We start from the raw sequence: 13,530 nt of genomic DNA, 5'->3' as shown, positions 1-13,530 counted from the left end.
CTTCTTTTTCATGCGAGGCGCGCGCCTTGCAGGACCTCGTTCGCCCCAACGATTTGCCCCATGACTTCTCACATCGACCCGAAGACCCTGAAATCCTGGCTGCACGACGGCAGCGAGATCGCGCTGCTCGATGTGCGCGAGCACGGCCAGTACGGCGAGGCGCACCTGTTCTACGGCATCCCGCTGCCTTTCAGTCGGCTCGAGGTCGATGCGCCGCGTCTCGTGCCGCGCCGCAGCGTGCGGGTGGTTGCGTATGACGATGGCGAGTCCGCCGTGGCCCTGCGCTCGGCCGAGCGGCTCGCCGCACTCGGCTACACCGACGTGCATGTGCTGCAAGGCGGCGCCCCCGCGTGGAAGGCCGCGGGCTACGTGCTCTTCGCCGGCGTCAACCTGCCCTCGAAAACCTTCGGCGAACTGGCCGAGGAGGTCTATCACACGCCTCGTGTCAGCGCCAACGAACTGGCCGGGATGCTCGCGCGCAAGAACAAGGTGGTGGTGCTCGACGGCCGCCCTGTCAGCGAGTTCCACAAGATGAGCATCCCCGGCGCCACCTGCTGCCCCAACGGCGAACTGGCCTACCGCGTGCGGCAGCTCGTGCCCGACACCACCACGCCCATCGTCATCAACTGCGCGGGCCGCACGCGCAGCATCATCGGCGCGCAGACGCTCATCAACCTCGGGTTGCCCAACCCGGTCTACGCGTTGGAAAACGGCACGCAGGGCTGGTACCTGAACGATCACGAACTGGCGCACGGTGGCACGCAGCGCTATGCGGACGACAGCGGCAACACCGATCTGCGTCCTGCGGCAAAAGCGCTCGCCGAACGCTTCGACGTGCCCACGGTGTCCGCGAAGACCGTGCAGCAATGGGCGGCAGAAACGGATCGCACCCTGTTCCTCTGCGACGTGCGCACGCCCGAGGAATTCGCGGTCCGCAGCCTGCCCGGCGCACAGCACACGCCCGGCGGCCAGCTGATGCAGGCCGGCGACCAGTACTTCGGCGTGCGCGGCGCGCGGCTCGTGCTGTTCGACAACGACGGCGTGCGTGCGCCGACCGTCGCGAGCTGGCTGCGGCAGATGGGACACGACGCGAGCGTGCTCGAAGGCGGACTTGCGAGCGGGCTGTCGCTCGCCCCCACTGACACGCCGACCGCCCCCGCGTTGAAGACCATCGATGCCCAAACGCTGTCCGCGCGGCTCGCGCAAAGCGACGTTGCGTTGATCGAACTGCGCGGCAGCATGCAATTTCGCGCCGGCCACATCCCGCAAGCCCGCTGGTCCATCCGCCCACGCCTCGCCGCCGACACGAAGGGCGAGACGCGACAGATCGTGCTGGTCGCCGACGATGCAGCGCTGGCCGCATGGGCCGCCGAATCCGAACTCGCCGATCACGCCCCATTGCTGCTCGAAGGCGGCATGGCCGCATGGCGCACCGCCGGCCTGCCCGTCGAAGCCACGCCCGCATTGCCCGCCGATGCCGACTGCATCGACTACCTCTTCTTCGTGCACGACCGGCACGACGGCAACAAGGAGGCCGCGCGCCGCTACCTCGCGTGGGAGACCGGCCTCGTCGCGCAGCTCGATGCACAGGAGCGCGCGGCCTTCAGGCTGCCCTCCGCCGCATCGCACCACTAGCCACCGTTTTCTTCTCGCTCGTCGTTGTCCGTTCCTATTCCAGGAGTCCTGCCATGTCGTCTGCTTCCCGCGTTTCGCACCTTGCTCGTCTTGCCGTCGCCGCCACGTGGATCGCGGCGCTGGCCCTGCAGCCCGCATCGGCCGACCCGCTGCCCGCGCGCAACGGCTTTCCCTCGCAGACGGTGAAGTTCATCTCGCCCTTCCCGCCCGGCGGCGGCAACGACGCGACGGCGCGCCTGGTCACCACGCGCCTGCCGGAAATCATGGGCCAGGCCGCGGTGGTCGACAACCGCGGCGGCGCGGGCGGCAACATCGGCGCCAAGACGGTGGCCGAGTCCAGGCCCGACGGCTACACCGTGCTCACCTCGCAGGTGTCGATCATGGCCGTGAACCCCACGCTGTACGCCTCGGCCGGCTTCGATCCGGTGAAGAACTTCATCCCGATCACGCAGATCAACGCCGCGCCGCTCGCGCTCGTGGTCGATGCCAACTCGCCGCTCAAGAGCTTTGCCGACCTCGCCACCAAGGCCAAGGCCACGCCCGGCAAGGTGACCTACGCGACGCCCGGTAACGGCACGCTCTCGCACCTCGTGGGCGTGGTGCTCGCCAAGGACAACGGCGTCGACATGACGCACGTGCCCTACAAGGGCGCCGGTCCCGCGCTGACCGACCTGCTCGGCGGACAGGTCGATGTGCTCGTGACCTCGACCGCCTCGGTCGCGGGCCTCGTGCAGAACGGCAAGCTGCGCGTGCTCGCCGTGACCAGCCCGCGCCGCATCGGCGTGTTCGCCAAGGTGCCGACGCTCGAGGAGCTGGGCTATGCCGGTGCGCGCTTCGAAGACTGGTACGGCTTCTTCGCGCCGGCCGGCACGCCGCCCGAGCGCGTGGCCTACCTGAACGAAGCCATCGTGCGCACGCTGCGCCTGCCCGAGGTGACCAAGCTGGTGAACGACGGCGGCAGCGAAGTGGTGGCCAACTCGTCGGAAGCCTTCGCCGCACAGTTGAAGCAAGACATCGACCGGTGGTCACGCATCGTCAAGCTCTCCGGCGCGAAGGCGGATTGACGCACCATAGAGGCTTGGCCCACGCTCGATAGAACACCACCATGTCCGACTTGCACAAAGAAGACCCCGCGGTACAGGCGCTCGATACCCGGCTCACGCGCACCGGAAAATCCCCGTCCTATTTCGGCGGCACGCCCGTCAACGCGCCGCTGGTGCGCGCCAGCACCGTGCTGTTCGACAGCGTGGCCGCGATGCGTGACACCCGTGCTCGCCGCGGTGACGAGCGCGCCTTCAGCTACGGCGCGCGCGGCACGCCCACCACCTTCGCGCTCGAAGATGCGGTGAGCGAACTCGAAGGCGCCTACCGCACACGGCTTTTTCCGACGGGCCTTGCGGCCATCGGCATGGTGCTGCTGTCGTACCTGAAGCCAGGCGACCATGTGCTGATGTCCGACAGCGTGTACGAGCCGACGCGCAACCTGGTGCATTCGTTCCTTGAACCGTACGGCATCCGCAGCAGCTTCTTCGCGGCGGATGGCAGCGGCATCGAGGACCTGTTCGAGCCGACAACCCGCCTCGTGTACGCCGAGTGCCCCGGCTCGCTGGTCTACGAGATGTGCGACCTCCCGAAGCTGGCCGCACTCGCGCACGCGCGCGGCGCGCTGCTCGCGGCCGACAACACCTGGGGGTCGGGCGTGCAGTACCGGCCCCTGGCACTCGGCGCGGACATCTCCACGATGGCCGCCACCAAGTACCTCTCGGGCCACTCCGACGTGATGATGGGCACCGTCGCCACCACGCGCGAAGCCTGGCAACCGCTCAACGAGCGCTGCGATGCTTTCGGCATGACCGTGAGCCCCGACGACGCCTGGCTGGTGCTGCGCGGCATGCGCACGCTGTCCGCGCGGCTGCAGATGCACGAGCGGCACGCGCTCGAAGTGGCGCACTGGCTCGAAGCGCGGTCCGAGGTGGCGACGGTGTTCTGCCCCGCGCTGCCGCAGCACCCGGGCCATGACATCTGGAAGCGCGATTGCAGCGGCACCAACGGGCTGATCTCCTTCGAGTTCAAGCCAGACATCGGGAACGCGGCCGTCGAGCGTTTCGCCGATGCGCTGTCGCTGTTCGGACGCGGCTCGTCTTGGGGCGGCTACGAAAGCCTCGTGGCCTGGACCAACATGCGCGCGGCGCGCAGCGTGACCGACTGGAGGGCGCGCGGCGCGGTCGTGCGGCTGCATATCGGCCTGGAAGCGCCGGCCGACCTGCAGCGCGATCTTGCACACGGCTTCGCGGCCATGGCCGGTTCGCGTTGACCCTCCCGGGCCTCATGCCCTAACATCGGCCCCGCGGTGCAAGCCGCGCCCGGGCCCGCGGGAAGGGTTGAACCCACTTGCTTTCGCATGCTGCCGCGCGCTCGCGCGGCGCCATTCACCAGCTCCTTTGTGCAGCCGGATTTGCGGGTCGTCGGCGCTTCATGCACGGAGGTTCATGTGAAACGCATTCCCGCCCGGCCGGATCTCGGCCATCTCAAGAAGCAAGCCAAAGAGTTGCTTGCCAGTTACCGCAGCGGCGACACCGCCGCCTTCTCCCGATTCCGCGAATCCCTCCCCCTTGCCGTCGGCAAGGACGATGCGGCCATTGCCGCGCTCGGCCTGCGCCTGCATGACGCGCAGTCGTGCCTCGCGCGCGAGTACGGCTTCGTGTCGTGGGTCGATCTGCAGGGCTTCGTTCTCGCCCGCATCGCGCAGGCGAACGATCCGGCGCGCGCGGTGCTGCTCTGGCTGCGAGCCGCGTATGCAGGCGAGATCTCGGGCGGCAACAACATGGCCAGACCTGCGGTGGCCGCACGCCTGCTCGAAGAAAGCCCGGGCCTCCTGGGCAACGACCCCTACCTCGCCTGCGCCATCGGCGATGCCGACGTGGTGCGCGAGGCGATCGCGCGCGATCCGGACTGGGTCCGGCGCGCGGGCGGGCCGCTTCTGCTGCCGCCGCTCAATGCGGTCGCGTATTCCAGCCTGGTGCAACTGCCAGCCTTTCGCGAGCGCCTGCGCACCTGCGCGAAGCTGCTGCTCGATGCCGGGGCCGATCCGAACCAGGCCATCGGCAGCCGCTGGCCGCCCGCGTCGCTCGCTTCGCCGTCCGAGGAGGATCGGCTGTCCGCGCTGTACGGCGCGGCCGGGCAGAACCGCGACGTGGAAATCACGCGGCTGCTGCTGGATGCCGGCGCCGACCCGAACGACGGCGAATCGCTCTATCACTCGCTCGAAGAACCCGCCTGCACGCGCCTGCTGCTGAAGGCCGGCGCGCGTGTCGGCGGCACGAATGCGCTCTACCGCGTGCTCGACCTCGACCAGCTCGAATCGCTGCAGTTGCTGCTCGCCCACGGCGGCGATCCGAACGAAGTCGCGCTCGGCGAACCCACGAGCGACTGGGGGCGGCCGCTGCTGTGGGCCATCCGGCGACGGCGCTCGGCCGCACACATCGAGGCGCTGCTGGACGCGGGCGCCGATGCCTCGGCGCGAACGCCCGAAGGCATCGATGCCCACACGCTCGCGCTGCGCTTCGGCTTGACGGACGTGGCCCGGTTGCTCGCGCAGCGGACGGGCGGCGATGCGCAGTTGCCCCCCGACGAGCAGTTCATCGCCGCATGCGCGCGCGGCGACGGGCCCGCCGCCCGACGCATCCAGGCGGAACATCCGCAGTTGCCTTTCAACCTGTCTCCCGTGCAATTTCGCCTGCTGCCCGAACTGGCCGCACAGCCGGGCTGCGGCGCGGCCGTGCAGCTCATGGTCGAACTCGGCTGGCCGATCGCCACGACAGGCGGCGACTGGGAAGGCTCGGCGCTGAACCACGCCGTGTTCCGCGGCGACGCAGCGCTCACGCGCTTCCTGCTCGCACACGGCGCCACATGGACCGAGCAGCACGGCTTCGGCGACAACGTGCGCGGCTCGCTGTCGTGGGCCTCGCTCAACCAGCCCACCGACGACGGTGACTGGGTCGGCTGCGCCGAAGCGCTGGTCGCCCACGGCATGCCCACGGTGCAGCCCGACCCGGGCGGTTCGGACGGCGTGATCGTCGATGGGCGGCTCACGTGGTTCTCCGACGAGGTGACCGACTACCTGCTGGGCGCGTCCAGGGCGCCCTGACGTGAACGGGCGGCGCGCGGGCCTTCGCGGCTGCGCGCCCTGCTTCACCGGATCGGTGGTCTCAGTCGCAAGCCTTCACGCCCGCGGGCGAATTGCGCAGCCGATTGAGAAACGTGAGCTGCACCTTCGCCGTTTCGCTCCCCTGCATCGCCGCCTGGCGCATCCACTGGCGCGCCTCGCAGCGATCGGCCCGCACCGACATGCCGTAGAGCACCGGCCCGGTGAGCAGCACCATGCCGAGCATTTCCTGCGCCTCGGCATCGCCCTGCATGGCGGCCTCGCGCAGTTGATCGAGCATCGTGCGGTAGTCGCGGGCGGTCTGGGCTTCGAGCGCGAGCTGGAAGCGCTGCGCCGCATGCAGCTCAAGGCTGCGGTCGGGCGGACCCGCAGCGGCGAGCGCCGCCGCAAGGCAAAGCACGCCCGCCAGGAAGATGCGCCAGCGCAGCGACCAACTCGTGAGCTGGCTGAGTTCGGATGCCATCGATGTTCTCCACATGTCATTGATGTGGATGCATCGTGGCCCTGCGCGCGCCATAAGAAAAACTGGAATTCACGCAGGGCGCCTCAGGCCTTGCCTGAGGCTTGGCCGGGCACCGCGTTATTTGGCGCTCAGGTCCATCAGCATGCGCGACAGCAGGTACACCCGCGGCACCACGCTCTCGACCTCGGCGTATTCCTCCGGCGTGTGGATGCCGCCACCCACGATGCCGAAGCCGTCGAGCACCGGCACGCCCACGCCCGCCACCAGGCTTGCGTCGGCCGCGCCGCCGCTGCTCTCGATGGTGAGCTTCTTGCCGATCTCGGCGTAGATGCCCTCGGCCATCGCGACCAGCTTGTCCGATGCGGGCGAACGCGGCATCGGCGGCAGGCCGCGCACGAGGCGCACGCGCACCTCGGTCTCGGGGATCAGCTTGTTCTGCGAGATGCGCACCAGGTCCTTCTCGACGCGGTCCAGCTCGTCGGGCGTGGCGGCGCGCACGTCGCCCTTGGCGCTCGCGGTGGCGGGAATCACGTTGGTCGGGCCGTTGGCCGTGAGCACCGTGAAATTGACCGTGGTCTTCTTCGCGGCATCCGCCGTCTTCGACAGTTGCAGCACCTGGTGCGCCACTTCCATCGCCGCGTTGCGGCCGGCTTCGGGCGCGACGCCCGCGTGCGCGGCCAGCCCCTTCACTTCGACAAGCGCGGTGGCCGAGCCCTTGCGCTCCACCACGAGGCCATCGGCCGGGCGGCCCGGCTCCAGGTTCAGCGCCACGTCGTGCTGTTTGGCGATGCGCTCGATGAGCGCGCTGGTGCCGACCGAGCCGACCTCTTCGTTCGTGTCGATCAGGAAAGTGATCTGCCCATAGTCCTTGAAGCCGATCTTCTGCAGCACCTTCAGCGCCTGCAGGCCGGCGACCACGCCGCCCTTGTTGTCCATGACACCAGGGCCGTAGGCGCGGCCGTCCTTGATGTAGAACGGCTTGGCCGTGGCCGTGCCTTCCTTGAACACGGTGTCGATGTGGGCGAGGATGAGGATCTTCTTCGTGCCCTGCCCCGTCAGCGTGGCGACCACGTTGGTGCCGGGATGCGGCTCCGCCGGAAAGGTCTCGATGCGCGCGCCGAGCTTGCGCAATTCATCGACGGCAATCTCGCGCACCTTCGAGAGTCCGTCGGTGTCGGCCGAGCCGGAGTCGATGTTGACCAGGCGCTCGAGAAGCTTCAGCGCTTCGTCCTTCTGCTGTGTGGCCGCATCCAGCGCGCCCTGGTGCGGCTTCTGGGCCATGGCGTTGCCGGCTGCAGCGAGCAGTGCGCAGGCGAGCAGCACGCCCTGGCAGGCGGTGCGCAGCGGCGCGGGGTTCTTGAGGGGGAATGGGCGCTTGGAAAAAGTCATGGAGTCCGTTCTCGGTTCGTTCGCTGGATTGCCCAGCGCAAAAAAGCCTGCTCCTCGCAGGCGAAGCAGGCTATCACCCGCGTTCCGCGCGGGTCAAGCGAACGAAGTACGGATCGGCCCCTAGCAGCAACGCCCTTTGCCTGCCCCGTACCGCGCCTCCAGCCGCTCGCGGAAGAAGGCCTCGTAGCTCATCGGCGGCCGGTCCGGGTGCGTGGCCGCCATGTGCGTGAGGTAGGCGTCGTAGTCGGGCAGGCCGACCATCAACCGCAGCGACTGCTTGAGCGAGCGGGCGAAGTAGCGCCCGGCTTCCGGCAATGCGAGGGCCATGTGCGTGCTCAGTGGGCCGCCGCGGTCGATGTGCCGGCCGGCTCGAACGGCGTCTCCTGCGTGGTCGGCCGGTTGGCAGCACGCGCCACGAGACATGCCTTGATGCTGTAGACCAGCACGCTCAGCACCACGAACATGAAGAGCGCGCACAGCGCCGCGTCGAGGCGGTCGTTGAAGACGATGCGCGACATCGCCTCGGGTGTCTTCGCCGGCGCCACCAGCACGCCGTTGGCGAGGCCTTCGGTGTACTTCGCGGCATGCGAGAGGAAACCGATCTTCGGGTCCGCCGAGAAGATCTTCTGCCAGCCCGCCGTCAGCGTGCACGCCAGCAGCCACACGGCCGGTGCGATCGCCACCCACGCATAGCGCTCGCGCTTCATGCGGAACAGCACCACCACGCCGAGCAACAGCGCGACGGCCGCAAGCATCTGGTTGGAGATGCCGAAGAGCGGCCACAGCGTGTTGATGCCGCCCAGCGGATCGACCACGCCCTGGTAGAGGAAGTAGCCCCAGGCCGCGACGCACAGAGCCGTCGCCACGAGGTTGGCCGGCAGCGAATCGGTGCGCTTGAGCGCGGGCACGAAGCTGCCCAGCAAGTCCTGCAGCATGAAACGGCCCGCGCGGGTGCCGGCATCCACCGCCGTGAGGATGAAAAGCGCCTCGAACAAAATCGCGAAGTGGTACCAGAAGGCCATCATGGCCTGCCCGCCGATCACCTGGTGGAGGATGTGGGCCATGCCCACGGCCAGCGTCGGCGCGCCGCCTGCGCGGCCGAGGATGGTGGTCTCGCCCACGTCCTTGGCCGTCTGCAGCAGCATCTCGGGCGTGATCACGAAGCCCCAGCTCGAGATGGTCGCCGCCGCCTGCTGCGCGGTGCTGCCCACCAGCGCGGCCGGGCTGTTCATCGCGAAGTAGATGCCCGGCTCGATGCACGAAGCCGCCACCAGCGCCATCACCGCTACGAACGATTCAGCCAGCATGCCGCCGTAGCCGATGAAGCGCGCATGGCGCTCGTTGTCCAGCATCTTGGGCGTGGTGCCCGAGGAGATCAGCGCATGAAAGCCCGACACCGCGCCGCAGGCGATGGTGATGAACAGAAACGGGAACAGGCTGCCCGACCACACCGGCCCGCCGCCCTGCGCAAACTGCGTGATGGCCGGCATCTGCATCGTCGGCATCACGAACACGATGCCGATGGCCAGCGCGATGATCGTGCCGATCTTCAGGAAGGTCGAGAGGTAGTCGCGCGGTGCGAGCAGCAGCCACACCGGCAGGCTCGCGGCGATGAAGCCGTAACCCACCAGCATCCAGGTGAGCGCCTTGCCGTCGAAGGTGAAGAGCGGTGCCCATTCGGCGCTCTGGCTCACCGCCTGGCCGCCGAAGATGGCGAGCATGAGCAGCACGAAGCCGATCAGCGAGACCTCGCCGATGCGGCCCGGGCGAATGAACCGCAGGTACACGCCCATGAAGAGCGCCACCGGAATCGTCGCGGCCACCGTGAAGGTGCCCCACGGCGATTCGGCCAGCGCCTTCACCACGATCAGCGCCAGCACCGCGAGGATGATGATCATGATCATGAAGGTGCCGAAGAGCGCGATCATCCCGGGCACCACGCCCATCTCCTGCTTGACGAGGTCGCCCAGCGAGCGGCCGTCGCGCCGTGTGGAGATGAAGAGAATGATGAAGTCCTGCACGGCCCCCGCGAACACCACGCCCGCCAGGATCCACAGCAGGCCCGGCAGATAACCCATCTGCGCCGCAAGCACCGGGCCCACCAGCGGGCCCGCACCCGCGATGGCCGCGAAGTGGTGGCCGAACAGCACGTTCTTGTCGGTCGGCACATAGTCCAGGCCGTCGTTGTGGCGGTGCGCAGGCGTCTTGCGGTTGCCGTCCAGGCCCAGCACCTTGTCGGCGATGAAGAGGCTGTAGTAGCGGTATGCGATCAGGTAGGTGCAGATCGCGGCGGCCACCACCCACAGGGCGTTGACGCTTTCACCACGGGTCAGGGCGACGGTGCCGAGCGCGAATGCGCCGACGACGGCCACGACCAGCCACACCAGATGGCGGCGGAGGGTTTGCATGCGGATGTCTCCTCGATATTGGAACCGGGGAGTTTTGCCTTATGAGGGTGCGTTGGCATCCGTCGGACCGCGTGGGCGGGTTGCGTGGCACTGCGTAATGGAAAACCCGAGGCACGCAAGAGCCCAACCGGATCGCCCGCCCCCGCGGGGCGCGAGAATGCCGCCACGTATCCGGAGAACTCCCCCATGTCCACCGTCACCATCCATCCCCAGATCAATGTTCGCAACGAAGGCGCCTTCGTGCTGTTCGGCGGCGTCAACGTCCTCGAGTCACGCGACCTGGCCCTGCGCACCGCGGCCGAGTTCGTGCGCGTTGCCGGCAAGCTCGGCATCCCCTATGTCTTCAAGGGCAGCTTCGACAAGGCCAACCGCTCGTCGATTCATTCGTACCGCGGCCCGGGCCTGGACGAGGGCCTGAAGATCCTGCAAGAGGTCAAGACCGAGTTCGGCGTGCCGCTGCTGACCGACGTGCACGAACCCTGGCAGGCCGCCCCGGTCGCCGAGGTGGTCGACGTGCTGCAGCTGCCAGCCTTTCTGGCGCGGCAGACCGACCTGGTGGTGGCGCTCGCCAGGACCGGCCGCGTCATCAACATCAAGAAGCCGCAGTTCCTGAGCCCGTCGCAGGTGCTGAACATCGTCGAGAAATTCAAGGAAGCCGGCAACGAACAGATCATCCTGTGCGACCGGGGCACCTGCTTCGGCTACGACAACCTGGTGGTCGACATGCTGGGCTTCGGCGTCATGAAGAAGGTGACGCAGGACCTGCCGGTGATCTTCGACGTGACCCATGCGCTGCAACAACGCGAGGCCGGCGCCGCCGCTTCCGGTGGCCGGCGCGAGCAACTGGTGGATTTGGCGCGTGCCGGCATGGCCGTCGGCCTGGCCGGTCTTTTTCTCGAAGCACATCCGGACCCGGCAGAGGCCAAGTGCGACGGCCCGAGCGCGCTGCCGCTGGCGCAACTCGAACCGCTGCTGACGCAACTCAAGGCACTGGACGATCTGGTGAAGTCGTTCCCGGTGCTGAATATCTAAGGCCGCCGCGCCTGCGTCGGCTGGCGTGACCAGTACACGCCATCGAGCCGGTCGAGCCGCACCTCGCCGCCGGTCGACGGCGCATGCACGAAGCGCCCTTCGCCGACGTAGATGCCCGCGTGCGACGGCGCGGAATTGCCGAAGAGCACGAGGTCGCCGGAACGGATCTCGGACATCGCCACCGGCTGGCCGAACGAAGCCATGCGCGCCACCGTGCGCGGCGGCGCCTTCCCCAGGCTGCTGCGGTACACGTAGCCGATGAGCCCGCTGCAGTCGAAGCCGCCCTCGGGCGTGTTGCCGCCATAGCGGTACGGCGTGCCGACGAGGCCCAGGGCGTGGATCGTGATGCTGTTCGACTGCTCGGTCGTCAGCGGCGGGATGCTGGAGACGGGTGGTCTCTGCGGCGTGGGTGGGCTTGCACAACCCACCATCAGAAGGAAGACGCCCATCGGGAGCAGACGGAACAGCGGCATGCGGGAACGTTGCGTTGGAACGGTGGTGTCGGGCATGGAGAAGGCAGGTCTTGTGGACGTGGGCCGACTTTAGCGGCTCGATGAATGCCACCGAAGTGCCGGGCACCGTATGGCACGATCCACCCATGCCCGAGCCGTCACGCCGCATCCCGTATCGCACCTGGCCAGGCGCACTCGCGGTGCTCCTGGCCATCGCCGCCTATGTGGGCGGCCTCACTTTCTGGGACAGCCGCACGCCCGGCGCCCGCCCCCTCGACCCGGGAGAGACGGTGTCCGTCGGCCATGCCCGGTTCATGCCCGCCAACGGATGGGAGATGGACGTCTCGCGCTCCAAGGCCGGCAGATCGCTGATGCTCTTCAAGGGCGGCCACAAGTTCCTTGTGACCACCGGTTCATGGGTGGGTGGGCCTGACGGCCCGCTGGTGCGCCAGCAACGCCTCATGGAGCGCGGCCAGCACCTGGAGATCGACGGCGACATCTCCGATTTCGTCACCTCCTGGGGCCTGCAGGGCAAGACCTTCGCCTACTACGGCTCGAAGCTCGCGGGCCGGTTCTGGCAGGTGGTCGACCTGCAGCGAAAGTCGCTCGTGCAGATCGATTTCTACGGCGCCAGCGATGGCCTGAACGAAGCGATGGCCGATGCCCGCAGCATGCTGGAGTCGATGGACCTGGAGGCCTCGCCATGAGCGTCGACAACCTCGTGGGCCCCGAACAGGATCGCGGCGAGTGGCCGGTGGGCACCGACTCGTTCTTCCAGCCGCATCGCGCGGCCTTCTGGCTGCTCGCGGCGATGATCGTCAACGGGTTGTTCTACACGATCAACATGTTCTCGATGGGCTTTCGCGTGGTGCCCGTCACCGCGTTGCTGGGCCTCCTGGTGTGGGGCCTCTACACGCTGGTTTTCCTCCTGGTATTTCGCACGCTGGACCTGCTCGAGCAGCATCCGCCCGAGGCCTTCGTGCTGGCCTTCGCGTGGGGCGGCTTCGGTGCGGTGTACTTCGCCGCGCCGGCGAACATCGCGATCCAGAGCCTGTGCGCCAAGCTGGTGTCACCGGACTTCGTGGCCATGTGGGGCCCGGCCATCGCGGGCCCGATCACCGAGGAGTTCCTCAAGCTCGCGGGCGTCATCCTGCTGGTGCTGGTCGCGCGCAACCAGTTCCAGACGTATCTCTCGGTGTTGATCGTCGGCGCCATGGCGGGACTGGGTTTCCAGGTGGTCGAGAACCTGAGCTACACCGTCAATGCGTCGATGCACTTTCCGCTCGAGAACCAGGTGTACCCGGTGCTGCTGAACCTGTTCACGCGCGGACTGCTGAGCGGCCTCTGGAGCCACGCGGCCTACACGACGATCGCGTCCTTCGGCGTCGCCTGGTTCCTGCTGCACCCGGAGCGATCGAAGGTGATGCGGATCGCCGTGGCCTTGCTGTGCTTCGCGCTCGCGTGGGCCATGCACTTCATCTGGAACTCGCCGTGGCTGGAAGACCTTTTCGACGGCAGCTACCGCGAGATGGCCGTGCTGCTCGCCGTGAAGGGCATCCCCGCACTGATCGCGGCCGGGCTCTTCTGGCGGGTCGCCGCGCGCGAGAACGGCGCGTACCTCCATTCACTGGCCGCCTACTTCGTGCCCGAGCGCGAGCTGATCCGTGACGACGAATGGGTGCGCCTGGGCGCGCCGCTGCTGCGCTACAAGGTGCGCCGCGAGATGGGCTGGACCTTCGGCCTGCGGGCAAGGCGGCTGAAGACGCAACTGCAGCGCGAGCAATTGCGGCTGGTCCGTAAGGCGATGACGTACGGGCGCGGCGCGCAGACGCTGCGGCATGAGGTGACGATCCGGCGCATCCGGGCCGAGCTGGAGCCGTTGGTTCAGGCGCGGCCGTAGGCGTGGGCCTTTGCGTCCGTCGTGGAGCCTCGGTCAGTCATCCCCCGATCGGTACAGACCTCACTGGCACAAACACCAGGGTGTCA

The 13,530-nt window shown here is 68.1% G+C and carries 12 protein-coding genes; 7 read left to right on the top strand and 5 right to left on the bottom strand.

Annotation, left to right across the window (positions count from 1 at the left end; translation table 11 throughout):
* Nucleotides 1–60 precede the first annotated feature (60 nt).
* The 4 genes from ACSFA7_RS32780 to ACSFA7_RS32765 all read left to right on the top strand — a co-directional run bounded on the left by ACSFA7_RS32780 (nt 61) and on the right by ACSFA7_RS32765 (nt 5,782).
* Nucleotides 61–1,635 carry a rhodanese-like domain-containing protein gene (locus ACSFA7_RS32780; RefSeq protein WP_435503227.1) on the top strand — a complete coding sequence of 525 codons (1,575 nt, stop codon included), beginning with the start codon at nt 61–63 and terminating at the stop codon, nt 1,633–1,635.
* A 53-nt stretch (nt 1,636–1,688) separates the two neighbouring features.
* Complete coding sequence (locus ACSFA7_RS32775) at nt 1,689–2,699, top strand: Bug family tripartite tricarboxylate transporter substrate binding protein (protein ID WP_435503226.1); 1,011 nt, start codon at nt 1,689–1,691, stop codon at nt 2,697–2,699.
* Between the two features lie 41 nt (nt 2,700–2,740).
* On the top strand, nt 2,741–3,949 hold the full coding sequence (gene metC / locus ACSFA7_RS32770; RefSeq protein ID WP_435503225.1) for a cystathionine beta-lyase: 1,209 nt from the start codon (nt 2,741–2,743) through the stop codon (nt 3,947–3,949).
* Between the two features lie 177 nt (nt 3,950–4,126).
* The gene (locus ACSFA7_RS32765; RefSeq protein ID WP_435503224.1) at nt 4,127–5,782 is read left to right on the top strand and encodes an ankyrin repeat domain-containing protein; all 1,656 of its coding nucleotides are present in this window, start codon (nt 4,127–4,129) and stop codon (nt 5,780–5,782) included.
* Nucleotides 5,783–5,843: 61 nt separating this feature from the next.
* On the opposite strand, the gene ACSFA7_RS32760 is transcribed toward ACSFA7_RS32765, so the two are convergent.
* The 4 genes from ACSFA7_RS32760 to ACSFA7_RS32745 form a co-directional block, all read right to left on the bottom strand.
* Nucleotides 5,844–6,263 (bottom strand): SEL1-like repeat protein, encoded by a 420-nt coding sequence (locus tag ACSFA7_RS32760; protein WP_435503223.1) that lies wholly within the window; start codon nt 6,261–6,263, stop codon nt 5,844–5,846.
* A 117-nt stretch (nt 6,264–6,380) separates the two neighbouring features.
* Entirely contained in the window at nt 6,381–7,652 is a 1,272-nt protein-coding gene (locus tag ACSFA7_RS32755) for a glutamate carboxypeptidase (RefSeq protein WP_435503222.1), read from the bottom strand.
* 120 nt (nt 7,653–7,772) lie between these two features.
* Nucleotides 7,773–7,979 carry a YbdD/YjiX family protein gene (locus tag ACSFA7_RS32750; protein ID WP_013542989.1) on the bottom strand — a complete coding sequence of 69 codons (207 nt, stop codon included), beginning with the start codon at nt 7,977–7,979 and terminating at the stop codon, nt 7,773–7,775.
* Nucleotides 7,980–7,987: 8 nt separating this feature from the next.
* The gene (locus tag ACSFA7_RS32745; RefSeq protein ID WP_435503221.1) at nt 7,988–10,060 is read right to left on the bottom strand and encodes a carbon starvation CstA family protein; all 2,073 of its coding nucleotides are present in this window, start codon (nt 10,058–10,060) and stop codon (nt 7,988–7,990) included.
* A 186-nt stretch (nt 10,061–10,246) separates the two neighbouring features.
* Here ACSFA7_RS32745 and kdsA point away from each other — a divergent pair, with 186 nt between their 5' ends.
* Entirely contained in the window at nt 10,247–11,092 is an 846-nt protein-coding gene (kdsA, locus tag ACSFA7_RS32740; protein ID WP_435503220.1) for a 3-deoxy-8-phosphooctulonate synthase, read from the top strand.
* On the opposite strand, the gene ACSFA7_RS32735 is transcribed toward kdsA, so the two are convergent.
* Entirely contained in the window at nt 11,089–11,601 is a 513-nt protein-coding gene (locus ACSFA7_RS32735) for a C40 family peptidase (protein ID WP_435503219.1), read from the bottom strand. The two genes, kdsA and ACSFA7_RS32735, sit on opposite strands and share 4 nt — an antisense overlap.
* 44 nt (nt 11,602–11,645) lie before the next feature.
* Here ACSFA7_RS32735 and ACSFA7_RS32730 point away from each other — a divergent pair, with 44 nt between their 5' ends.
* Together ACSFA7_RS32730 and ACSFA7_RS32725 are read left to right on the top strand one after the other, a co-directional pair.
* Complete coding sequence (locus ACSFA7_RS32730; RefSeq protein ID WP_435503218.1) at nt 11,646–12,251, top strand: hypothetical protein; 606 nt, start codon at nt 11,646–11,648, stop codon at nt 12,249–12,251.
* On the top strand, nt 12,248–13,444 hold the full coding sequence (locus ACSFA7_RS32725; RefSeq protein WP_435503217.1) for a PrsW family intramembrane metalloprotease: 1,197 nt from the start codon (nt 12,248–12,250) through the stop codon (nt 13,442–13,444). Before ACSFA7_RS32730 ends, ACSFA7_RS32725 begins: the two co-directional genes overlap by 4 nt.
* Nucleotides 13,445–13,530 lie beyond the last annotated feature (86 nt).

The organism is Variovorax trehalosi (assembly GCF_051216415.1).
Taxonomy (GTDB): domain Bacteria; phylum Pseudomonadota; class Gammaproteobacteria; order Burkholderiales; family Burkholderiaceae_C; genus Variovorax.
This window is presented reverse-complemented; position numbering and strand designations above follow the sequence as displayed.

What these genes read in the sequence shown, in the direction of transcription:
- ACSFA7_RS32750 (WP_013542989.1), bottom strand. Translation starts at nt 7,979, where the DNA reads ATGGCCCTCGCATTGCCGGAAGCCGGGCGCTACTTCGCCCGCTCGCTC.
- ACSFA7_RS32735 (WP_435503219.1), bottom strand. Translation starts at nt 11,601, where the DNA reads ATGCCCGACACCACCGTTCCAACGCAACGTTCCCGCATGCCGCTGTTC.
- ACSFA7_RS32745 (WP_435503221.1), bottom strand. Translation starts at nt 10,060, where the DNA reads ATGCAAACCCTCCGCCGCCATCTGGTGTGGCTGGTCGTGGCCGTCGTC.
- ACSFA7_RS32755 (WP_435503222.1), bottom strand. Translation starts at nt 7,652, where the DNA reads ATGACTTTTTCCAAGCGCCCATTCCCCCTCAAGAACCCCGCGCCGCTG.
- ACSFA7_RS32725 (WP_435503217.1), top strand. Translation starts at nt 12,248, where the DNA reads ATGAGCGTCGACAACCTCGTGGGCCCCGAACAGGATCGCGGCGAGTGG.
- kdsA (WP_435503220.1), top strand. Translation starts at nt 10,247, where the DNA reads ATGTCCACCGTCACCATCCATCCCCAGATCAATGTTCGCAACGAAGGC.
- ACSFA7_RS32775 (WP_435503226.1), top strand. Translation starts at nt 1,689, where the DNA reads ATGTCGTCTGCTTCCCGCGTTTCGCACCTTGCTCGTCTTGCCGTCGCC.
- ACSFA7_RS32730 (WP_435503218.1), top strand. Translation starts at nt 11,646, where the DNA reads ATGAATGCCACCGAAGTGCCGGGCACCGTATGGCACGATCCACCCATG.
- metC (WP_435503225.1), top strand. Translation starts at nt 2,741, where the DNA reads ATGTCCGACTTGCACAAAGAAGACCCCGCGGTACAGGCGCTCGATACC.
- ACSFA7_RS32780 (WP_435503227.1), top strand. Translation starts at nt 61, where the DNA reads ATGACTTCTCACATCGACCCGAAGACCCTGAAATCCTGGCTGCACGAC.
- ACSFA7_RS32760 (WP_435503223.1), bottom strand. Translation starts at nt 6,263, where the DNA reads ATGGCATCCGAACTCAGCCAGCTCACGAGTTGGTCGCTGCGCTGGCGC.